Source organism: Wolbachia endosymbiont (group A) of Campoletis raptor (assembly GCF_964026755.1).
Taxonomy (GTDB): domain Bacteria; phylum Pseudomonadota; class Alphaproteobacteria; order Rickettsiales; family Anaplasmataceae; genus Wolbachia; species Wolbachia pipientis.
Genome location: NZ_OZ034695.1, coordinates 1,052,615 through 1,075,475 on the forward strand (window position 1 = coordinate 1,052,615; position 22,861 = coordinate 1,075,475).

Here is a 22,861-nt window from a genome sequence, read left to right on the forward strand (position 1 = left end):
TACAGGGCAAACAGATGGACAATGATGGAAGAAAAGCCATACTGAAGTAAGTAAAATAGCGAGGTTTAAATGGCATTAAGATCAAAATTATTGGATGAAAAAGTAGTAGAATCAGCAAAAGAAATGCTGAAGAAAGTAAGGAATAATGCATATGTTTCAAAAAAACTAAATGCTGTAATTGCAGCAAAAAAGTACAGTATAACGGCTGTAGCAAAAATATATTGCATTTCAAGAAGCGCACTAACTTCGTGGGTAAAACTCTTGAAAATTGGCAGAGAAGAAAAACTGTTTGCTCCTTCACAACGTCGTAGAAAAACTAAATTAAATCAGGCTCAACTACAGCAAATTGAAGAGTGGATAGAAGAAAATCCTAATATCACCATTAAAGAAATGAGAATAAGAATCCAGGAAAAGTTCGGATTAAATATCAGCAAATCTACAGTACACCGCCATATGCAAAAGATGAAATTCTCATATATTACACCAAGACCAGTTCATAATGGACAAGATAAAAGCAAACAAGAGGAATTCAAAAAAAAATCTCAATGGAGCTATTAGCAAGTATCCAGAAAAAGAGCTATTTTTCTTTGATGAATCACGGTTTGGCACACATTCAAAAGTTGGACATGGGTGGTTTAAAAAGGGGATTAGAACACAGGTTAAAACAAAATTAGGTAGGCAAAATTTCTATCTCTATAGTGCAGTTAATCCTAGAAATGGAGAGAGTTCTAGCTTATTTGCACCAAATGTCAACACTGATTGCATGAACATATTTCTTGAGCAAATTTCGCAATATCTAGAAACACGAGAGGCTTTTCTCGTTATGGACTGTGCTAGTTGGCATAGGTCAAAAAATTTAAAGGTACCTAAAAATATCGACATTATATACCTACCTCCATACTCACCTGAGCTAAATCCTGTTGAGAGGCTTTGGTTATATATAAAACAGAACATTTTGCGCAATAAAATATACGATACAATTGCTCTACTTGAGGGTGCTTTGTGCAAATTTATTACTTCTCTTGCCAGCTCCACAATTAAACAACTCTGCAATGTTTCCTATTTGACTGGACAACAATGAGAATTGGTATAACATACTACACTTCCCATTGTAGAGCCTCTGCAACTTACTGAAATTTATAATCGCTTTATAAAAAGCTTTATACTCTTTGCTTAATTGGAGGCGCTACCTCTGCACTTTCTGCTCTGTCTAGGGTACTACTTGGTTTTTCTGCAGTAATTTTTTGAATGCTACCATCTACCTTATTCTTGATATCTGCTCCATATGATCTTAATACTTCAATAGCTTTCTCGTTTCCACTATTCAGCGCAATATCCAAAGCATCCATTCCATCATTATTTTTGTGGTTGATAAAATTCTCTAACTCAAAGATTTTTATATATTGCTCAATGATGAATTCTACCACTTTTCCAGGGCAATTATTAGCGGCAGGAAAGAGTACTGCATTGTTATTATTGTCTTTCTTTGTTACATCTGCTTTGAGCTTGTCTATCAAATACTTGATAATTTCTATTCTGCTATCATCTTCTGCTTCAGTGCACTGCCTAGCAGCTAAAAACAGAGCTGTTCGCCCATTATTGTCCACATCTTCAATATCTTGTCCCTTATCAATTAAGGCTTGTATTATATTTTTGTTCCCATATAAAGCAGCAAAGTGAAGAGGAGTATACCCTTCGGTACTTTCTCTTTCATTAATCAATGCACCATGGCTAGCTAGTAATTCTATAAATTCTGGCGTATTTGCAAAAACTGCAAAGTGCATTGGTGTTAGATCATCTTTACCATGATTTTGAGTTTTTGCATTAACGTTTGCTCCATTTTTTATCAGCAATTTTGCTATTTCTAATTGTTTGCGTCCGATGGCAATATGCAGTGGCGTACGATTGCGTTCATAATGATCATTGACGTTTGTGCCACATTTTATTAGTAGTTCTGCAGCTTCAATATTACCTTCCTGAATTGCAACGTATAAGGAAGCATATCCATCTTTTGTTTCCTCTGTCATACGAAATTGCGAACATGTTAGTTCATATATTATTAAGGATTATTATTAAGTTTTTATTAATACAATATTAATGTAGCGGGATGACGAGCTTATCGTCATCCCGCCGCGGTATCTCTAGATCCCGCTAACAAGCAGCGGGATGAAGGTTTTTCAAATTATCGTAAGTCAGTTTAGCTATAGCTACAAGTTTCATTCTTCCCTTACAAATAACTTTACTGCGTCCTTTTTTCGGATTCAGAATTAGCAAGAAACGTTCTTGTAAGGTGGTCTACTAAAATTTTGCTTTATAAAACAATGTCTGAACTATGCAATTAATACATTATCAACACAACTGATTCATAAAAGCAAATATTATAACCACGAAGAGAGAAAATGTTATGCTTAGTTTAATAAGAAAGACCTTGAGAAAAAAAATGACTCATCAGGTAAACGATTCGAAATTGAAAGAGAAAGATGAAAAAAGTATTTTAAAATTAGCATCAAAAATAAAAGGCAAAAAAAGTAGCATTGCTGAAGAACTAGAAAAAATATCTAAAAAGGAAAAACAAAGGATTCTTACTACGGAAGTAAGCAAACATCGGGGTAAAGAACCAACTATTATATCACTTGCTTATGCTATACTACGTAAAGATAGTATAGCTGTTGAGAAAATGTTAAGAGTAGCTAAAGAAAACGGTATTCTGAAAGACATTCTTGACGCAACAACAACTATAAAATATCCAGGTGGTCGGAGAGCAACTGTTACACCACTTGCTTATGCTATACTATATGAAGATAGTATAGCTATTGAAGAAATTTTAAAAGTCTCTAAGGAGAACGGTATTCTGAAAGATATTCTTAACACAACAGCAACTATAAGATATCCAGATAACAAGGAAGTGACTTACGCGCCACTTGCTTATGCTATGTTCTGGAAGGATAGCAAAGCTATTAAAGAAATTCTAGTAGCAGCTGAAGAGAACAGTATTCTGAAAGATATTCTTAACACAACAACAACCATGAAATATCTAGACCGGGAAGTGACTTACACACCACTTGCTTATGTTATACTACGTAGAGATAGTATAGCTGTTGAGAAAGTGTTAAGAGTAGCTAAAGAAAACGGTATTCTGAGAGATATTCTTGACACAACAATAACTATAAAACATTTAGATAGCCGGGAAGTGACTTAGATGTATGGTCCCAGAGTGTGATGGTGTGGATTTAGTATAAATAATTCTGGAGACTGTGTCCACTGATAACATATAAATTCATAAGGAGTAAGACCCTTAAGAGTTTTGAGTCTCTTTGCATAATTATAAGCCATAACAAAGTTATAAAGGTGTTCTTTAAGTTGCTGGTGCGATTGATAGTAATACTTCTTAACTGTAGCATCCTTTAAAGTTTTATTCATACGCTCGACTTGCCCATTCGTCCAAGGATGGCTAACTTTTGTCAAACGATGTTCAATAACATTCTCTTCGCAAACTCTATCAAATATATGTTGGAAAGCATACTTATGACGCTTCTGGTTTGTAAATTGTATACCGTTATCTGTCAAAATAGTATGGATTTTATACGGTAAAATTCTAATCAAATTACGTAAGAACTCAGCAGCTATGGGTTTTGTAGCACTGTTACACAACTCAACATAGGTAAATTTGGATGTCCTATCAATAGCAACAAACAAATGTAATTTGCCCTCCTCAGTTCTAACTTCAGCAATATCAATATGAAAGTAACCGATAGGATATTGTTTGAATTTCTTTTTTGACTTAACTTCTCCATCAACAGTTGGTAATCTGCTAATGTTGTGTCTTTGTAAACAACGATGCAAGCTAGAGCGAGTCAAATGCGGAATTGTAGACTGCAGAGCGTAAAGGCAATCATCTAGTGGCAGTAGTGTATACTTGCGAAATGTAACTATTATAGCTTCCTCTTCTAGCGTTAAAACAGTTGATCTTGGATGCTTTGGACCCATATCAGCATCTTTCGTAAATGAACGTTTTCTCCACTTAATAATAGTTTTTGGATTAAGGTTATAATGCTTGGAGAGTTTTGCTATGCTCTCTTTTCTATTTTGTATTGCTCTACGAATCGTCTGTGTTGTTTTGGCGCACCCATGTAATATCTGTCCCATAATGACTCCTTAAATGATGATGATAGTATACCATCACTCTCTGGGACCATACATAGCTTCAGTTTCATGATAAGGGGGCTGGCGGAGTTTGTCAAGGAAGTTTTTCGTTTCTGTGAACCACCTGCTAACCGACAGCTAACATTAACTACCGATATCGTATCTGAAGAAGCCCCCTGGCCATTCTAAAAAATTTAATGCTGAGTACACCTTACTTTTGGCTTCCTCTATAGTGCTCCCTTCTGCTACTATATTTAGCACTCTTCCGCCATCGGAAACTAAGTTACCACTTTCATCGAATTTAGTACCAGCATGAAACACCAACACACCAGGATTGCTTTCAATCTTATCTAATCCTTTAATTACTTCTCCCTTTTGATAATCACCCGGATAGCCTTTACTTGCAACAACTACACAAACTGTAGATTTGTTGTTAAGTTCCACCATTTTGACATTTAACTTTCCTTCTGCAACTGACAACATCAATTTTAACAAATCGCAATTTGAATCAAATCTAGGTAATATAGATTGCGTTTCTGGATCACCGAATCTAACGTTATACTCGAGAAGTTTTGGGCTATCTTTGCAAATCATTAAACCAGCAAAGAGTACTCCTTTATAAGACGTACCCATGTTAACCAATGCTTGAGCTGTAGGGTATATTATTTTTTGGATAATTTTTTGCTCCATGTCCTTACTTATAATTGAAGGTGATGAGTACGACCCCATACCTCCAGTATTTTGGCTTTCATTACTTTCATCAACTCTCTTATAATCTTTTGCACACCCAAGAGTTACTACTTTCAACCCATCAATAAGAGCAAAAAAACTTACTTCTTTTCCAACTAAAAACTCTTCTATGATTATTTCTTCACCTGATTCACCAAATTTTTTCTCCACTAGCATTGAATTTATTGCTGAAAAAGCTTCGCTTTCTGTATTACATATAAACACCCCTTTTCCTGCTGCAATTCCATTTGCTTTCACTACAAGTGGAAACTTTATTTTATTGCTACGTACAAAATCTTTAGCTAACCCTTCATCAACAAAACACTCGTACTTGGCAGTTGGTATACCATATCGTTTACATAGTCCCTTGGTGAAAGACTTCGATCCCTCAAGTTTTGCAGTTGCTTGACTTGGAGCAAAAACATTTATTCCCTCTGCAACTAAATCATCAGCAAGCCCATCAATTATTGGTTGTTCTGGACCAATAACAACCAACTCTATATTTTCTCTCTTGCAAAATTGTGTAACATCCACTGAATTTTGAATATTTACATCCACAAGAACTCCCAAATTTTCCATGGCCTGGCGACCAGGAGTTACATATAACTCAGTCAAGATAGGAGATTTTTTTAGAGCCCAAAGTAGAGCGTGCTCACGCCCACCAGAACCTATAACCAGAACCTTCATCTTTATTTCCTCGCTTTTCTATATGTCAAAATTATTATTTGCTTATAACAGTATCATTACTCATGTATTTTTGCAACACGTTTGGTATTGCAATCGACCCGTCAGAATTTTGATAATTCTCCATTATGGCAATAATCGTTCTTCCTATAGCTAAAGCTGAGCCGTTTAAAGTGTGAATATATTTTTTCATCTTTTTATCAGTTTCTGAAGAGTATTTAGTGTTCATCCTTCTTGCTTGAAATGCACCACAATTTGAGCAGCTTGATATTTCTCTATATTTATCTTGCTCAGGTAACCATACCTCTATGTCATAAGTCCTTTGTGCAGCAAAACCCATATCACCACTACAGAGTAGCATTACTCTATACGGTAATTCTAGTTTTTTTAATATCTCTTCAACAATACTCGTCATGCGCTCAAGTTCATCATTTGATTGGTCTTCAGTTGTGATACTAACCAATTCCACTTTACCAAATTGGTGTTGCCTTATCATACCTCTCGTGTCTCGCCCTGCGCTGCCTGCTTCTTTACGAAAGCACTCCGAATATGCAGTAAAGCGAATAGGCAGTTCTTTTTCTTCCATTATTTTGTCAGCAACTAAATTTGTTAAAAACACTTCACTTGTGGGAATCAACCTCAATTCGTCGGTAGTTAAATACGAATCGTCAGAAAATTTCGGTAGCTGACCAACATTATACATAGCCTCGTTTTTCACCAAAGTCGGGTGGTACAGCTCAGTATAGCCAAATTCATTAACATGCATTTCAAGCATAAAATTTATTAGCGCTCGTCCAAGCTTAGCTAACTGTCCTTTTAATATCGTAAATCTTGATCCGGAAATTCTCGCCGCTTGTTCGAAGTCCATTAAACCTAATTTTTCTCCGAGTTCATAATGAGATTCTGGTACAAAATCAAACTGTCTTTTTCCTCCATATCTTCTCACCTCTAAATTAGAGTTCTCATCTGCGCCTATTGGCACATCTTGCGCAGGAATATTCGGCAAGTTAGATAAAACATTCACTAACTTATCCTTTTCTGCTTGTTCTTTTAAGCTGATTGCCTCTATCTCATTTGTGATGCTTTTTGACAACTCTATTTGCTCTTCACAGGGGCTCTTGCTCATTTTAAGCTTTTTTATTTCCTCTGTGATTTCATTGCGCTGCCTATTCAAATCCTGCAGTTTAGTGGTTAATGATCTTTTCTCGTGATCGATTTCTAATATCTCTTCCGCAGTAGATTCTCTAATTCCCCTGCTTTTCATTGCCTTTTCAAATCCTTCAGGGTTTTTACGTATATATTCTATATCGTGCATATATTGTGCTATTACTAACATTGTTACTGTACTCCAAAAGCTCTTAATATTCAATATTTTCTCATACTACTAAAATTATTATGGTTGATTTTTTTGTTAGAATTTGTTAAAATTTAATTAACTTAGCGTTCATAGGGTGTAGTATGTTGGGCATTACAAAAAATAATCAGAAAGAGAGCACTTACTTTGCTGGTGAGGAATTCGTTATCTACGCTACTTGTGTATGCCTAGCAGCCACATTCGCTGCTGGCTGTTTAGGGGCGGTAATAGGATCCCCTCTATTGACCTTTCCACTTGCTATGCTCATCTCTAACCCCGTAGTTTGGGTTTTAATGGGAATAATTCTTACAGTAGCATACAAAATGGTTGTTGAACCTTTATTTTACTTAGCGAAGAACTATATTAATGGAAAAAGAGCTTCAAAGGGGGAAAAGAGTGAAGAAAAAGATACAGAACTACAAGATTTGCAAGGCAAGACTCCAGAAAAGCAAGCAAGACCGAAAACTCCTGATAGGGATAGTGGTGTTATTACATCGGAAATAGCTATAGATAATAATTCTTTTTTACATCAAACAGAGAAAGAAAAGAATTATAATTACAAATTAACTACTACTGATATTAGAGATATTGTAAAAAGCAAATATGGGTGGATAGCACACAAAAATAAAAAAGGCTTAAAAGATACTTCTGAAGGTGTGATTTTTGCTTGTCCTGACTCTACATCATCTTTAGAGCAAGAACTAAAAGAATATAAAAATAAAGTAGAACGAGAGGGTAGTGATTTAGTGTTCACTTCAATCCTTAATTTAAATGGAAACCATTGGGTAACACTGGGTGTTTCTTACGACGAAAAGAGTGAAAAGTTTAGAGCTTGCTATTGCGATTCATTTGGTGAACCATTACCAGAAGAGGTATCAAGTGCGCTACAGAAAACTCTAGGAATAGACAATAGTAGTATTAGAAACTCAAAAGCTAAACAACAAGATGATAAGTATAATTGTGGAATATTTGCCTTAGAGAATGCTAAGAAAATTACAGATATGCTGAAAGCAGGCAAATCGTTTGATGAAATTGATGATCAGCTAAAATATGAACTTAGTTCAGAGCAATTAATAGAGAAGAGAAAAGAATTTGCAAAAGCGTTGAAAAAGGATGAACAAAGCAGGGCTGGCACGCCAAGCCCTGTATTAGGTGGTCCAGGAAATATAAGTCGTAAAGATAGCGGAGTAAGTTTAGATTCAGTAGAAAGTAAGCAAACAAAAATTGTTCAATATAATACTACAGGTGATGGCAACTGCTTTTTCCATGCGGTATTTGGTGATAATAGCTCTGGTCAATATAAAACTGAAAAAGCACAAGATATGAGAATGGAATGGCACAAATTTTTAAGTCAATTTAACTCTTTGAATAATCCAAGGATGCCTGAGTTATTGAAGGGACAGATGCAGAAAGTTTTTGGTGCATTCTTAGAAAATCCAAATCATTTGATTGGTATGTCGGACTCAATAAAAGATTTGGTTCAGCATACAAACAGACGGGTAGAGAAGATCAAAAAAAAGACTAATAAATTAATAAAAAAGTTATGTTGTCTTACGACATTAAAAGAAAATGAAGTTATAGGTGATTTAAGAAGCATTAGTGCTAGTAATCTCAATATTAGTGAAAGAAAATATGATAGAAATTATAATAGTGATACTGCAGCAAATTCTTTTCTCAATGGCAAATCCATTTATAGATCTTATCTAGAGGCAATCAGCAGCCAAAGTTACCATGTTTTCATAGAAGAAATTTCTATCTTAGCTTCGCTGGCTAATATTGAAATTGACGTCTACTATAAAAATAATGGTAATGATGTAAATACATTGTTTCTGCCAAATGCGGGAATGATAAATGAAGGTTATCAGCAGAACAACGAGCTATGGGGAAATAAAGAACAAGAAACGGTATACTTGGCACCTGGTCATTATGAGAGAGCTGAGATAGTAGAGGTAGAGCCTTCTCTTATGGAAAAAGTAAGTTCGGCTATACAAAGTGTTGTAACAGTATGTGTAAATGCGCTAGGTTTGAACACATAGAATATATGTCCCTACAAGTAGGAAATTTGACAATTGATTCTCCAGTTATTTTAGCTCCAATGTCTGGAGTGACTGATTATCCGTTTAGAAGTATTGTGAAGAAACTTGGTGCAAGTTTGTTAGTTTCAGAAATGATTGCAAGCAGAGCTATGATTATGCAAACTCATCAGAGTCTGCAAAAAGCAAAAGTCGATGCATTAACTGCTGTGCAGCTTGCTGGGTGTGAGCCAGATGTTATGGCGGAGGCTGCAAAATTAAACGAGGACATGGGAGCAAAAATTATAGACATAAACTTTGGTTGCCCTGTTAAAAAAGTTGTAAACGGTTATGCAGGATCAGCGCTAATGCGTGATGAGAAAAAAGCCGCTGAGATAATTGAAGCTGTGGCCAAGGCAGTGAATGTGCCAGTTACAGTGAAAATGCGCACCGGGTGGAACGATGAAAATCGCAATGCACCGAGACTTGCGAAAATTGCCGAAGACTTAGGAGCAAAGATGATTACTGTACATGGAAGAACAAGGGCACAGCTTTATAACGGTCAAGCAGATTGGAAATTCGTTAGAAATGTTAAAGAGCAAGTAAAAATCCCAGTTATAGTAAATGGCGATATTAAAAATTTAAATGATATTCAGAATGCTCTCAAAGAATCTGGAGCAGACGGAGTGATGATAGGTCGTGGTGCCTACGGTAAACCTTGGCTGATTAATCAAGCAATGAACTTTCTCAGTGGAAGTGAAACTTCTGAGCCAACAGCTTCAGAGAGATTAAGCATCATACTCGAGCATTACGACAATATTCTTGAGTACTATGGAAATGACACAGGAATAAAGATGGCCCGCAAACACATAGGTTGGTACAGTAGCGGGCTTCAAGGCTCATCTGAATTTCGTGTGAGAGTAAATAACATGACAGATAGCACAGAAGTGAAAGAAAATATTATTGGCTTTTTTGGTCAAGAGACACACTAGCTGTACTCAATTCGACTGATCGTATGCCACTACGCTCTCTTCCTCACCAGAGTGTAAATGACAACCATTATCCATCAACCATTCCTCGTCATAAGTTTCAATATCAAAATATTTTTCATATTTATCCACATTATCACAAAGTGAAAGTGCTCTGATCTTATTCATAATCAAACCTGTACCAGCAGGAATTAATCTTCCTACTATAACATTTTCTTTTAATCCACTTAAAGGATCACTCTTCCCGCAGAATGCTGCTTCTGTAAGTACTTTTGTTGTCTCTTGGAAAGAGGCAGCAGAAATAAAGGAGCTAGTTTCAAGACTTGCCCTAGTAATCCCCTGCAGAATAGGAAGATAATGAGTAGGCCGTTTGCCAGAGTTACTCATAGCATCATTTTCCCTATCAACTTCCAGCTTGTCAATGCTTTCGCCAACCAAGTACATAGTATCACCAGGATCAGTAATTTCCACTTTTTGTAGCATTTGTTTTAAGATCACCTCTAAATGCTTATTGTCTATACGAACACCCTGCAATCTATAAACTTGCTGTATTTCAGAAATCATATAGTGCGCTAAAGCTTCTAACCCAAGCACACGTAAAATATCATGGAGATCAGGGTCACCATCCATCAATAGATCACCTTTACGTACAAAATCACCTTCATTGACTATTACATGCTTACTTCTTGATACCAAATATTCAACTGGAGAAATTTGTTCATCTACAGGTTTAATTAATATACTGCGTTTTCCTCTACGGTCTTTTTCAGAAAACGCTACATAGCCATCTATCTCACTAACAATAGCATGCTCTTTAGGACGACGTGCTTCAAATAACTCTATAACCCTCGGTAAACCACCAGTAATATCACGAGTTTTAACTGACTCTCTTGGTGTTCTTGTAATAACATCACCTGCATGAACCTTCTGGCCATCTTGTACATTGAGCACTGCACCGATTGGTATAAAATAACATGCTTCAACGCCACTTGCGAGTGTCATTACTTTACCATTATCGTCAAGCAGCACAATACGAGGACGTAAATTAGCTCCACCAGAATGCAATTTCCAGTCTTTTACTACTTTGCTTGATATTCCTGTAGATTCATCCATCACTTCAGTGATCGAAATTCCATCTTTTAAGTCCTGATAAGACACTGTACCAGTCTTCTCCGTGATAATAGGCAATGTATAAGGATCCCATTCCGCAACTTTATCGCCAATTTTTACTGACCCACTCTCATCTACATAAAGCTTAGCGCCGTAAGGTACACTGTGCTTCAACTTCTCACTACCAAGGCTATCAATCAACACGACTTCACAGGAACGGCTTATCACAATTTTATTTCCGTTTCTATCTATAATTATATTACTATTGTTTAACTTTATTTTAGCATTAATAGAAGCTATAATATTCGAGGATTCAACGCCTCTAGTCATTACTCCACCTATATGAAAAGTACGCATCGTTAACTGAGTACCTGGCTCTCCAACAGATTGAGCAGCTATAACACCAACTGCTTCACCTATTGAAACAATTTTACCAGTTGCAAGGTCTCTTCCATAACATAAAGAACATACACCAGGACTTATTTCACAAGTTAAAGGCGATCTAATTTTTACAACATCAAGACCTGCAATGCTGATTTGCTTTACTTTATCCTCATCAATTAATTCCCCTGCTTTTACTAATAATTCTTTTGTCACTGGGTTATATATATCATTTGCAGCTGTTCTACCCAGCACAACACTCTCTAGAGATGCAACTATAGTACTTCCTTCAACTGTAGCTCTCACAACAAGACCATTTTTTGTTTTACAGTCATGCTTTGTAACTATGCAATTTTGAGATACATCAACTAAACGACGAGTTAAGTATCCAGAGTTTGCAGTTTTAAGTGCAGTGTCAGCTAAACCTTTACGCGCACCGTGAGTAGAATTAAAGTATTCAAATACGTTCAATCCTTCACGGAAATTAGAAATTATAGGTGTTTCTATAATCTCACCAGAAGGTTTGGTCATGAGCCCTCGCATTCCTGCTAGCTGTTTCATCTGTGAAGTAGAACCCCTTGCACCAGAGTTAACCATCATATACACTGAGTTGTACTTACTATTTCCATCATATATAGATATTGCTTTTAACATATCATTAGCTATCATATCCGTACACTTAGACCATTCATCTATAACCTTGTTATACCTCTCACTTCTAGTTATTAGCCCATCTTGATATTGCATAGAGAATTTCTTAATTTCACCCCTCGCGTGATCAACATGTGTAGCTTTAGTTTCAGGTATAACCATATCACAACGACCAAAAGAGACACCAGAAAATGTGGCATACTCAAAGCCAAGTACCATTAATTTATCAGAAAATGCCACTGTAGCACTTTGACCACAGTTACGATATACCAAATCAACTATACCAGTTATTTCCTTGACTGTTAATATCTGATTTATTAGATCGAAGCCTAGATTCTCATGCTTAGGAAAAATTTGCCATAATATTAAACGGCCAGGAGTTGTACAAACAGTTTTATAGTGAGTTTCACCGCTGCTATTAATATACTCCATCCTATACTTTATACTAGAATGAATATGTAAAGTACCATCACTCAAGGAATGCTCAACTTCACAAAAAGCACCAAAAGATGGTAAATTATCTTCCTTAGGTTCTTGTAAAGTCAGATAATATATACCAAGTACTATATCTTTACTAGGAACTATAATCGGTCTGCCATTAGAAGGACTTAAAACGTTATTAGTGGACATCATCAACACCCTAGCTTCAAGCTGAGCTTCCAATGAAATTGGCACATGCACTGCCATTTGATCACCATCAAAATCAGCATTAAACGCCGTACAGACAAGCGGATGAAGCTGTATTGCTTTGCCTTCAATAAGGATTGGCTCAAAAGCCTGAATACCAAGTCTATGTAGCGTAGGCGCTCTATTCAACAAAACAGGATGCTCTTTTATTACCTCTTCAAGCATATCCCAAACTTCTGGTTTTTCTGCTCTTATCAACTTACTAGCAAACTTAATAGTTGGAGCCATACCATACATCTTAAGCTTTGAGTAAACAAAAGGTTTGAATAGTTCAAGAGCCATTCTTTTTGGTAATCCACACTGATTTAGTTTCAAAGTTGGACCAACAACTATTACAGAACGTCCAGAGTAGTCTACTCTTTTTCCTAAGAGGTTCTGGCGAAAACGACCCTGTTTTCCTTTTAACATATCACTAATGGACTTTTTATATCCAACAGCACCAGCTTTATTTACCAAAGTATTACGACGACTATTATCAAAAAGAGAATCAACTGCTTCTTGTAACATCCTTTTTTCATTACGAATCATAATCTCAGGAGGATTTAAGCTCAACAATTTCCTCAACCTGTTATTTCTATTAATAATAGTCCTATAATGATGATTCAGATCAGAAACTGCAGGACGACCACTCTCAAGCGATACCAAAGGACGCAAATCAGGTGGTAAAATAGGTATAGTTGTAAGTATCATCCACTCAGGCCTATTTCCAGATTTAATGAAGTTTTCAACAATACGCAATCTCTTTATAATTTTCTTTCTTCTTATCTCAGAAGCAACAGATTCTAATTCTAGTCTTAAATCCTTCCTAATTTCATGTAAATCAAGGCGCGTTAGCAACTCTCTTATAGCTTCAACACCTTGCATAGCTACAAAACTATCGATCCCATAGCTATCTTTAGCTTCATTATAAGCTTTTTCACTAATAATCTCACCTTTTTCAAAAGGCGAAACAAGAGGATCTATTACGATATAATTATCGCTATATAAAATATTCTCAATATCTCTGAGAGACATATCCAATAATGCTCCAATTCTTGAAGGAAGCGATTTCAAAAACCATATATGAGCAACAGGAGATGCAAGCTCTATATGACCCATCCTTTCTCTTCTTACTTTAGAAGATGTAACTTCTACTCCGCATTTTTCGCATATGCGACCTCTGTGTCTTCTTTTTTTGTATTTTCCACATAAACATTCATCGTCATTGACAGGGCCAAAAACCTTAGGGCAAAATAATCCACCTTTCTCAACTTTGAACGTACGATAATTTGCAGTTGAAACATCTTCTATCTCACCACAAGATATACGCTTAATACTTTCAGGGCTAGCAATCGATATGCTAACCTCATTAAAAGGTTGTGCAATGTTAGTGTGAGATATATCTTCAATCACTACATCATTTTGCTTTAAATCTACATTTAAACATAAAGAACGTAGTTCTTTTATCATCACATTAAAGGATTCAGGAATTCCACATTCAAAATTACTGTCACCTTTTATTATCGATTCATAAATCTTAACTCTACCATTAATATCATCAGACTTCACAGTTAACATTTCCTGCAAAGTATAAGCAGCACCATAGGCTTGTAATGCCCAACATTCCATTTCACCAAAACGCTGACCACCAAAATGAGATTTTCCTCCAAGAGGTTGTTGAGTAACCAAACTATAAGGCCCTACTGAACGCGCATGAATTTTACCATCAACCAAGTGGTGCAACTTAAGCATGTACATGTAACCAACTGTAACCTTGCGGTCGAATTTTTCACCACTGCAACCGTCATATAATACAGCTTGTCCAGAGTTATCTAAACCAGCAAGTTCAAATAATTTTGCTATTTGTTCATCTTTTGGACCCTCAAATACAGGTGCAGCAACAGGAACGCCATCACGTAATTTGCGTGCAAATTCAATGAGATTATTATCACTAATATTACGAATATCATTACAGATAGATACGTTACTGCCATAGCTATAAACCTCAATCAGGAAGTTACGTAAATTGCTGTATGAACTTTTACAAGAGTTCAAATAGTTCTCTACTAACTCATTCAACTCGTCATTTAGTGCATTCTTATTAGGTGTATTTAAAACAGAAGCCGTTATTTCATCATCATCAATATTTTCAATTTTTTTATTATCAAGGTATGCTACTGCAAATTGTGTAAAATTATCATCGTTAAGGGACCTAATTCCCTTGCAAAAAGCACTTTTGATCTTATTGATCTCATCGAGAATATTACTTACTTTTTCCCCTAATTTTCTACAAGCCCAACCTACATGCGTTTCCAGTATTTGCCCTACATTCATTCGTGAAGGAACACCAAGAGGGTTAAGAATAATATCAACAGGAGTACCATCTTCCAAATAAGGCATATCTTCCACTGGCACAACTCGAGAAATCACACCTTTATTTCCATGTCTACCAGCCATTTTATCCCCTGGTTGCAGACTATGTTTCACAGCAATGAAAACTTTTACTGACATCGACACACCTTGAGGCAGGTCATAACCTTCATGTAATTTTTCTACTTTTCGCTTAAACTGTGCTATTGCATGTGATACTTTTTCATCAAAATCTTTTTTTAAGCTCTTAACTTGCTCAGAAATGGATTGGTTTTTTAATCCTATACCCCACCATTGCTCACGTTCAATAGAGTCAAGTTTTTCTCGATCTTGAGAACCAGAATTAATAAGAAGTTTCTTCAGTTCATCATAGAAATATTCACTAGTAACATTGATTATATAATCTCGCTCTTCCTCAAAGTCATTTATCTCTTTTTGTTTGATGAGTAATGCCCTTTCATTTTCTTCAACCCCCCTGCGTGTAAAGACTTGTACATCAATTACTGTCCCTTCAACATCTGGAGATGTATATAAAGAGGAATCCGCACAATCGAATGACTTTTCACCAAAAATTGTCATCAATAACTTCGTTTCAGGAGGCAATGAAAGAGAAGGTTTAGGTGTAACTTTACCTACCAGAATATAGCCTGGACCAACTCTTGTACCAATTTTCACTATACCACTATCATCCAAGTGATATAGATTTTCTTCATTAACACCAGGTATAGCACGAGTTATTTTTTCTGATCCTAAAGGGGTATCATGTACAACACAGTCAAATTCTTCTATATGAATAGAAGTAAAGAGATCTTTTTTAACAACTTCACTAGAAATAATAATAGAGTCTTCAAAATTATAACCTTGCCAAGACATAAAAGCGACTAGCAAATTTTTACCAAGCGCCAACTCACCACTGTTAATTGCAGGACCATCAGCTATTACATCACCCTTTTTAACATAATCACCTACGCACACTAGCGGTCTTTGATTAATACAAGTATTATGGTTAGAACGCTGAAATTTCCTTAGATGATAAATATCTACGTCCAAGTAGTTAACCCTTTCTTTATCAAAAGCACGTATAACTATAGAGTTACTATCAGAACTATCAACTATGCCATCGCGTTTTGCTAAAACTACAGCACCAGAGCCAGAAGCTACAAAAGACTCCATACCAGTAGCAACCAGAGGAGCGGTAGGCTTCAATAAAGGTACGGCCTGACGTTGCATATTTGAGCCCATTAATGCTCTATTAGCATCATCATTTTCTAAAAATGGAATCAAGGAAGCTGCAACTGATATTACCTGCTTAGGAGATACGTCAATGTAACTAACTTGGTCGCTACTTACCATGACGAAGCTACCAGCATATCTACAGTATAGCATGTCATCAACAAAGCAATTATTTTCATCAAGCTTTACGCTAGTGTCAGCTATATGATGTGAGCCTTCGTCTATAGCAGAAAGATACTCAATTTGATCAGTAACAACCCTATTGACTACTTTTCTATAAGGGCTTTCAATGAAACCATATTTATTAATACGCGCGTATATAGCTAAGCTGTTGATTAACCCTATATTTTGCCCTTCAGGAGTCTCAATAGGGCAAATTCTTCCATAATGAGTTGGATGAACATCACGCACCTCAAATCCTGCCCGTTCTCTTGTTAAACCGCCAGGACCTAACGCGGATAACCTTCTTTTATGTGTTATTTCAGATAACGGATTAGTCTGATCCATAAATTGAGATAATTGAGAAGAATTGAAGAAATCTCTTAAAACATTAGTTAACACTTTTGGATTAATAAAATCAGATGGAGAAACTTTATCTAAACTAGAAGTGGACATAGAATCAACTATTGCGCGTTCCAATTTCAACAACCCAGTTCTAAATTGATTTTCTATAAACTCTCCAACTGATCTTACTCTTCTGTTTCCTAAATGATCAATATCATCTACAGATCCTTGACCGTCACGTAACAATACTATTTTTTTCACAATTTCAATAATATCTTCATGCGTTAAAACAGTTAAATCCTCATCATAATTTAATCCAAGGTAAGAGTTAAGCTTCAACCTACCAATGTTAGACAAATCATAATATTCCGGACTGAAGAAAAGATTACGGAAAAACTCTTCTACTATCTCTAAAACAGGAACTTCACCAGGACGCAAAACTCTATATATTTCATATAGTGCATCCTGATAAGACATGTTTTCATCTAAGAAAAGCGTATTTAATATATAAGGTCCAACAAACAAATTATCTACGTTCAACACTGATATTTCATCTACAGATAATAACTCAAGCTTCTTTATGTCTTCCAGCTTTATAGATTCACCAGCAGATAAAATTTTCGTAGAGCTAGCACTATCCATTAAATCTTCTGCGAGGAATAAACCACATATAGAATTAAAAGGAACCAGATACTCTTTCAATTCATTATCATATAGCTTTTTAGCTAGTCTTGAGGTAATACGAACGTTAGCTTTAAGCAGCACATTACCTTCAATATCCATTAAGTCGAAAGGCAGCCTCACTCCTTTAAATTTATCAGGAACAAAAGGCACTTTCCAACCATCTTTATGTTTTACATACTTTATTTTCTCATAAAATCTATCGAGTATATCATTATTTGATAGACCCAACGCCTTTAATAAAACTGAAATTGGCAATTTTCTTTTTCTATCAACACGAAAATACAAATGGTCTTTAACATCAAATTCAATATCAAGCCAAGAACCCCTATAAGGAATAATTCTAGCAGAATAGATCAATTTACCAGAATTGTAAGTTTTTCCCTTATCGCTATCAAAAAATACACCAGGAGACCTATGCATTTGTGAGACGATAACTTTTTCCACACCATTAATGATGAAAGTGCCTTTATCAGTCATCATAGGCAACCCACAAAAGTGGACTTTCTGCTCTTCTATAGATTTTACAACGGTTGCAAGTTTAGAATGATCTCCACTCTCTTTAATCGATTTATATTCATCAAGAGAAATACCATCCTGCATAACAACAAGACGTATAGAAGCAATAACCTGAGCAGAAAAAGTTACACCACGCTTTATACACTCAGATTCATCATACTTAGGATCATCTACCCTACAACTTATAAACTCAATAGTAGCCCTACGCAAAGGATCATTTATTGGAAAGATTGTATGAAAGATAACTTCAAGTCTTTCATTACCCTTATTCTTAGGAGTAAAAGAATCATATGATTCTTTTTGAACCTTAACCAAATCCAATAAAGAATCTTTTAAATCAATCGACCTAGAATAAGAAACTCTAGGAACAAAAGCACCAGAAGCGTACATATAAGAAGAATCAACCATTAAAATACCCCAAACTAATTAAAAGAGCTATATCAATATAAAATTAATACATTAAATATTATTCAAGCTCCACTTTAGTTGCTCCTGCTTCAATAAGTTTTTGCTTGATTTTTTCTGCTTCGTCTTTAGGAACATTAGCAGTCAAATCTTTAGGTAAAGATTCAACCAACTCTTTTGCTTCTTTTAAACCCAATGTAGAATTAACCTCTCTCACAGCTTTAATAACTCCTATTTTTTTACTCGCATCAATTTCTTTAATCACAACTTTATACTCAGCTTTTTCTTGAGCAGCAGGAGCAGCAGCATTATCACCAATAGGCGCCCCAGCACCAACAGCTCCACCAAGAAAAGAACCAGCAGGCAACCCTATTTTCTCTTCTAAAACTTTTACAAGTTCAGAAGCCTCTAATAGGTTTAAAGATAATATTTTATCAACCAAATCACTTGTTACATTACTCATAATTACCACCTTACTTAACAACAAATTTATTTTTTAGAACTATAATAATCCAAAACTCTCATAAGCCTCATAGAAGATGAATTAATAGACAACGCTAACCGAGCAGGAATATCATAAGATATTAAACGCATAATTTTAACACGCAATTCATCCAGAGAAGGCAATTTAGCCAGTTTATTAACATCTTCCACTGTTAACAATTCATTTAAATGAGCTGCGCAAATCACAGACATTTTTTCTTTGTTAGCATTAGTAAAATCAACTATTAATTTTGCAGCTTCTACTATGCCACTAGAGTATATAATAGCAACAGGACCGGAAAATTTGCCTGATAAATAAGAGAATTTACCAGTCCTTTCCAAAGCCAAGCGCGCTAGAGTGTTTTTAACTACTAATACCCCACCTGCTATAGACTTCAGACTATTCCTCAGAGTTAATGAATCATTAGCATTTATAGATTTAAAATTTACTAATATCAAGAAATCATTATTTACAAATACGTTTATTGTGCTCTGTATAAATTCATCCTTATCTTTACGCTTCACGGTATCACTCCCTTAAATTATATCTTCCACTTTGCCTATCTTATAAGCTTTACCCATAGTTGAATTTAAAAAAACACCCCTAAAGTAAATTCCTTTCGCAGAAATAGGCTTATTATCTTTAATTACTTTAAGAAAGGCTTTTAAATTTTCTAGCAAGTCATCAATATCAAATTTAATATTTCCTAATTTACCATGAATAACACCATTTTTATCTGTTCTAAATTTTACCTGACCAGACTTAATGGTTTTAATAGCTTCTGCAATGTTAGAAGTCACAGTACCAAATTTAGGGTTAGGCATCAGCCCTTTAGCACCCAATACTTTTGCAATAGGAGTGATTTTTGCCATAAAATCAGGAGTAGTAATGCACCAATCAACATCTAACTTTCTACCTTTTTTTATTTCTTCAACTAAATCCTCTCCTCCTGCAATATCAGCACCAGCTTTTTCAGCTTCTAATAAATGTTTATCTTGAGCGAAAACAGCTACTTTAATATTCTTCCCGATACCTTTAGGCAAAACTACTGTACCACGCACCTGCTCTTCAGATTTACGTGAATCTACGCCTAAATTGACCGCAATATCAACTGATTCATTAAATTTTGCTGAAGCAGACTCAACAATCTTCCTCAAACACTGCTTAGGATTATCATTATATGTATTCATTTACCTAACCTTCCACAACTTCTATACCCATAGATTTTGCAGTGCCTACAACCATTTTCACTGCTGAATCTTCATTATCCACTTTCATATCAACCATCTTGCACTTTGCTACTTTAATTATAGCAGACATAGGTAATTTAGCCACTAATTCTTTACCAGGATTACCAGAACTTTTACTTAATTTAGCCTCCTGCTTAAGTAAATAAGCCACAGGCGGACCGCTGACAGTAAAATCATGAGAGCGATCATCCTTTATGGAAATTCGCACTGTTACTAAATCGCCTACTTTATAATTAGCGTTAGCAGCACTAGTAACTTTATTAAAAGCTTCACAAAACTTAGGAACAGGTATACCACGTGGACCAAGTACTGAAGCAATTTTCGGTCCTGGAACTGCTTTCCCAGCTTCCATAAGTAAGTTAATCTTAGCAACTATAACACTCATAATTAATCCTCTATTTTCTCTACTTGAGCCAGATCAAGCTCTATTATTGTCGGCTTACCTAAAATCGATACTTCCACATTAATAATTTTTTTCTCATCGTTTACCATATTTACCTTACCAGTAAAATTTTGAAAAAGACCATCATTAATTTTCACTTTTTCACCTTTTTCATAACCATAACCTAACTTCTTTGTCTCTTGAGCATTATAAAGTGCATTACACATTGAGTGAATCTCATCATCCAAAATCACCTTTGGAATATTACCGTTTTTCAAAAATCCATAAACCTTAAGAGATTTTGGTATATTATTGATAAAATTCAATACTTCATCGCATAAATTCACGTATAAAAAGACATAACCAGGAAAGCATTTCCTTCGTGTAGCAATTTTCTTAGATTTCAACTCTACTTCACTTAGCTCTTCATATGGAATAAAAACTTCCTTAAAGTAATCATTAACACCCAATCTCATAGAATTTTCTAATATATGTTGGCGCACTTTCTCTTCACAATTAGAAGCAACTCTCAAGATATACCATTTATACCTATTAAATTCTTTACACTTTAAACTTATCTCATCATCTAAAATCATCTCAAAATTACCAGATTCGCCACTGCAGAATCCAGGCGTTTGATTCAAAATATTTTTGCTTTCATCACACAGATGCATATATACATACACTTCACATAATTCTTTTATATCAGACTTTGAATTACATACCGTTTGATAAGGAATAAACACTTCCTTAAAATAAACAGCATTACTTACCAATTCGCGTATACCTTGCTCATATCCATAATCAACTTTAATGATATACCATTTATATTCACATTCCATAAATAATTCCAAATAAAGCCTTAATTACGTAAAGAGACATAAAATCCACAAAACAGAAGAAAATCGAAAAGCATAATATAACAATCATTACAACAAATAGAGATGACAACACCTCCTGTTTCTTTACCCAAGCAATTCTTCGTATTTCTTGCTTTATATCACAGAAAAAACCACACAAACTTTTTAACATTTCCACCACAACATTAATGCAGGAGCGATAGGAATTGAACCTACAACCTCTGGTTTTGGAGACCAGCGCTCTACCAATTGAGCTACACTCCTATAACTCAAACTCTCACTCCAAAATTTCAGAAACAACACCAGAACCAACAGTTCTACCGCCTTCTCTTATCGCAAAACGCAATCCCTTATCCATTGCTATCGGTACTTGCAATTCTACTTCTACACTCACATTATCTCCTGGCATTACCATCTCCTTCCCATCTAGCAATTTTATGCTCCCAGTTACATCCGTTGTCCTTAAATAAAACTGTGGCTGGTAATTCGCAAAAAATGGTGTATGCCTTCCCCCTTCCTCTTTCTTTAATATATAAACCTCCGCCTTAAACTTTCTATGCGGTGTTATCGTCCCCGGTTTCGCTAATACTTGCCCTCTCTCCACTTCTTCTCTTTTTGTTCCTCTTAACAATATTCCTACATTGAGCCCTGCACTTCCCTTATCCAGCAACTTCTTAAACATCTCAACACCTGTGCATATCGTCTTTTGCGTCGCTTGCAGACCTATTATCTCTATCTCTTCTCCCGTCTTTATCTCTCCCTTCTCTATTCTTCCTGTTACCACTGTTCCTCGCCCCGATATCGAAAATACATCTTCGATTGGCAATAAAAATGGTAAATCCACAGGCCTTGGTGGAACCGCTACATATTCATCTAACTTTTCCATCAATTTGTCTATTGATTTCTTTCCATATTCGCTGCTGTCATCCTCCAGCGCCTTGAGTGCTGAACCAACCACCACAGGCACTTCATCCTCTGGAAATCCGTATTTACTCAGTAATTCCCTCACTTCCATTTCTACTAAATCTATCATATCAGCATCAGCAACATCAGCTTTATTTATATACACCACGATATATCCAACACCTACCTGCTTCGCCAGCAATATATGCTCTCTCGTTTGTGGCATTGGCCCATCAACCCCCGACACTACCAATATCGCCGCATCCATCTGTGCTGCACCTACTATCATGTTCTTTACATAGTCAGCGTGTCCAGGACAATCAACGTGTGCATAATGCCTTTTTTCCGTCTGATACTCAACATGCGCTGTTGCTATCGTTATCCCCCTCTTCCTTTCTTCTGGCGCTTTATCTATCTGATCGTACGCTACAAAATTTCCATAATGCTTCGTTATCGCCGCTGTTAACGTCGTCTTCCCATGATCCACATGCCCTATTGTTCCCACATTTACATGCGGCTTTCCAAATGCTTCCACTACTGCTGTCATAATT

16 protein-coding genes and 1 tRNA gene are annotated in these 22,861 nt (G+C 35.8%); 4 read left to right on the plus strand and 13 right to left on the minus strand.

All coding sequences use genetic code 11. The annotated features are described in order from the left end of the window. The first annotated feature begins 69 nt into the window (after positions 1 to 69). Positions 70 to 1,081, plus strand: a protein-coding gene (locus AAGD74_RS05335; RefSeq protein ID WP_265029767.1) for an IS630 family transposase whose coding sequence is annotated in 2 segments (ribosomal slippage) — positions 70 to 531 and positions 533 to 1,081 — 1,011 coding nt in all. Because the reading frame shifts where the segments join, the coding sequence is not laid out codon by codon here. A 79-nt stretch (positions 1,082 to 1,160) separates the two neighbouring features. Here the strand turns inward: AAGD74_RS05335 and AAGD74_RS05340 are convergent. Further along, positions 1,161 to 2,027, minus strand: a complete 867-nt coding sequence (locus AAGD74_RS05340; RefSeq protein ID WP_006280296.1) for an ankyrin repeat domain-containing protein — start codon at positions 2,025 to 2,027, stop codon at positions 1,161 to 1,163. A 401-nt stretch (positions 2,028 to 2,428) separates the two neighbouring features. Between AAGD74_RS05340 and AAGD74_RS05345 the strand changes: the two genes are divergently transcribed. Further along, complete coding sequence (locus AAGD74_RS05345) at positions 2,429 to 3,199, plus strand: hypothetical protein (protein WP_341810593.1); 771 nt, start codon at positions 2,429 to 2,431, stop codon at positions 3,197 to 3,199. On the opposite strand, the gene AAGD74_RS05350 is transcribed toward AAGD74_RS05345, so the two are convergent. The 3 genes from AAGD74_RS05350 to serS form a co-directional block, all read right to left on the minus strand. Next, positions 3,196 to 4,146, minus strand: coding sequence for an IS481 family transposase (locus tag AAGD74_RS05350; RefSeq protein WP_338482200.1), 951 nt, complete (start codon positions 4,144 to 4,146; stop codon positions 3,196 to 3,198). The genes AAGD74_RS05345 and AAGD74_RS05350 overlap by 4 nt on opposite strands. A 141-nt stretch (positions 4,147 to 4,287) precedes the next feature. Continuing rightward, positions 4,288 to 5,559, minus strand: a complete 1,272-nt coding sequence (gene purD, locus AAGD74_RS05355; protein WP_341810594.1) for a phosphoribosylamine--glycine ligase — start codon at positions 5,557 to 5,559, stop codon at positions 4,288 to 4,290. A gap of 34 nt (positions 5,560 to 5,593) precedes the next feature. After that, on the minus strand, positions 5,594 to 6,871 hold the full coding sequence (gene serS / locus AAGD74_RS05360; protein WP_077188478.1) for a serine--tRNA ligase: 1,278 nt from the start codon (positions 6,869 to 6,871) through the stop codon (positions 5,594 to 5,596). A 143-nt stretch (positions 6,872 to 7,014) separates the two neighbouring features. Here serS and AAGD74_RS05365 point away from each other — a divergent pair, with 143 nt between their 5' ends. Together AAGD74_RS05365 and dusB are read left to right on the plus strand one after the other, a co-directional pair. Beyond that, the gene (locus AAGD74_RS05365) at positions 7,015 to 8,946 is read left to right on the plus strand and encodes a Ulp1 family isopeptidase (RefSeq protein ID WP_077188476.1); all 1,932 of its coding nucleotides are present in this window, start codon (positions 7,015 to 7,017) and stop codon (positions 8,944 to 8,946) included. Positions 8,947 to 8,951: 5 nt separating this feature from the next. After that, complete coding sequence (gene dusB, locus AAGD74_RS05370; protein ID WP_338482690.1) at positions 8,952 to 9,914, plus strand: tRNA dihydrouridine synthase DusB; 963 nt, start codon at positions 8,952 to 8,954, stop codon at positions 9,912 to 9,914. A gap of 6 nt (positions 9,915 to 9,920) precedes the next feature. On the opposite strand, the gene AAGD74_RS05375 is transcribed toward dusB, so the two are convergent. From AAGD74_RS05375 to tuf, 9 genes are all read right to left on the minus strand, one after another. Beyond that, positions 9,921 to 18,434 carry a DNA-directed RNA polymerase subunit beta/beta' gene (locus tag AAGD74_RS05375; RefSeq protein WP_341810595.1) on the minus strand — a complete coding sequence of 2,838 codons (8,514 nt, stop codon included), beginning with the start codon at positions 18,432 to 18,434 and terminating at the stop codon, positions 9,921 to 9,923. Between the two features lie 58 nt (positions 18,435 to 18,492). Continuing rightward, on the minus strand, positions 18,493 to 18,894 hold the full coding sequence (gene rplL, locus AAGD74_RS05380) for a 50S ribosomal protein L7/L12 (RefSeq protein ID WP_007551887.1): 402 nt from the start codon (positions 18,892 to 18,894) through the stop codon (positions 18,493 to 18,495). Between the two features lie 26 nt (positions 18,895 to 18,920). After that, on the minus strand, positions 18,921 to 19,439 hold the full coding sequence (gene rplJ, locus AAGD74_RS05385; RefSeq protein ID WP_006279539.1) for a 50S ribosomal protein L10: 519 nt from the start codon (positions 19,437 to 19,439) through the stop codon (positions 18,921 to 18,923). A 12-nt stretch (positions 19,440 to 19,451) separates the two neighbouring features. Next, positions 19,452 to 20,105 carry a 50S ribosomal protein L1 gene (gene rplA / locus AAGD74_RS05390; protein WP_341810596.1) on the minus strand — a complete coding sequence of 218 codons (654 nt, stop codon included), beginning with the start codon at positions 20,103 to 20,105 and terminating at the stop codon, positions 19,452 to 19,454. Between the two features lie 4 nt (positions 20,106 to 20,109). Next, the gene (locus AAGD74_RS05395) at positions 20,110 to 20,550 is read right to left on the minus strand and encodes a 50S ribosomal protein L11 (RefSeq protein ID WP_006279541.1); all 441 of its coding nucleotides are present in this window, start codon (positions 20,548 to 20,550) and stop codon (positions 20,110 to 20,112) included. 2 nt (positions 20,551 to 20,552) lie between these two features. Then, positions 20,553 to 21,389 carry a transcription termination/antitermination protein NusG gene (gene nusG, locus AAGD74_RS05400; protein WP_065094731.1) on the minus strand — a complete coding sequence of 279 codons (837 nt, stop codon included), beginning with the start codon at positions 21,387 to 21,389 and terminating at the stop codon, positions 20,553 to 20,555. Further along, positions 21,379 to 21,579, minus strand: a complete 201-nt coding sequence (secE, locus tag AAGD74_RS05405) for a preprotein translocase subunit SecE (RefSeq protein WP_022626186.1) — start codon at positions 21,577 to 21,579, stop codon at positions 21,379 to 21,381. The genes nusG and secE overlap by 11 nt, the downstream gene beginning before the upstream one ends. A 19-nt stretch (positions 21,580 to 21,598) precedes the next feature. Further along, positions 21,599 to 21,671, minus strand: a tRNA-Trp gene (locus AAGD74_RS05410). Between the two features lie 13 nt (positions 21,672 to 21,684). Then, positions 21,685 to 22,857: an elongation factor Tu gene (gene tuf / locus AAGD74_RS05415; protein ID WP_341810597.1), complete on the minus strand. Its 1,173-nt coding sequence runs from the start codon at positions 22,855 to 22,857 to the stop codon at positions 21,685 to 21,687. Positions 22,858 to 22,861: the final 4 nt, after the last annotated feature.

Coding starts and splice junctions, on each gene's coding strand:
- AAGD74_RS05340 (WP_006280296.1), bottom strand. CDS start 2,027: ATGACAGAGGAAACAAAAGATGGATATGCTTCCTTATACGTTGCAATT.
- AAGD74_RS05350 (WP_338482200.1), bottom strand. CDS start 4,146: ATGGGACAGATATTACATGGGTGCGCCAAAACAACACAGACGATTCGT.
- purD (WP_341810594.1), bottom strand. CDS start 5,559: ATGAAGGTTCTGGTTATAGGTTCTGGTGGGCGTGAGCACGCTCTACTT.
- serS (WP_077188478.1), bottom strand. CDS start 6,871: ATGCACGATATAGAATATATACGTAAAAACCCTGAAGGATTTGAAAAG.
- AAGD74_RS05365 (WP_077188476.1), top strand. CDS start 7,015: ATGTTGGGCATTACAAAAAATAATCAGAAAGAGAGCACTTACTTTGCT.
- dusB (WP_338482690.1), top strand. CDS start 8,952: ATGTCCCTACAAGTAGGAAATTTGACAATTGATTCTCCAGTTATTTTA.
- AAGD74_RS05375 (WP_341810595.1), bottom strand. CDS start 18,434: ATGGTTGATTCTTCTTATATGTACGCTTCTGGTGCTTTTGTTCCTAGA.
- rplL (WP_007551887.1), bottom strand. CDS start 18,894: ATGAGTAATGTAACAAGTGATTTGGTTGATAAAATATTATCTTTAAAC.
- rplA (WP_341810596.1), bottom strand. CDS start 20,105: ATGAATACATATAATGATAATCCTAAGCAGTGTTTGAGGAAGATTGTT.
- AAGD74_RS05395 (WP_006279541.1), bottom strand. CDS start 20,550: ATGAGTGTTATAGTTGCTAAGATTAACTTACTTATGGAAGCTGGGAAA.
- nusG (WP_065094731.1), bottom strand. CDS start 21,389: ATGGAATGTGAATATAAATGGTATATCATTAAAGTTGATTATGGATAT.
- secE (WP_022626186.1), bottom strand. CDS start 21,579: ATGTTAAAAAGTTTGTGTGGTTTTTTCTGTGATATAAAGCAAGAAATA.
- tuf (WP_341810597.1), bottom strand. CDS start 22,857: ATGACAGCAGTAGTGGAAGCATTTGGAAAGCCGCATGTAAATGTGGGA.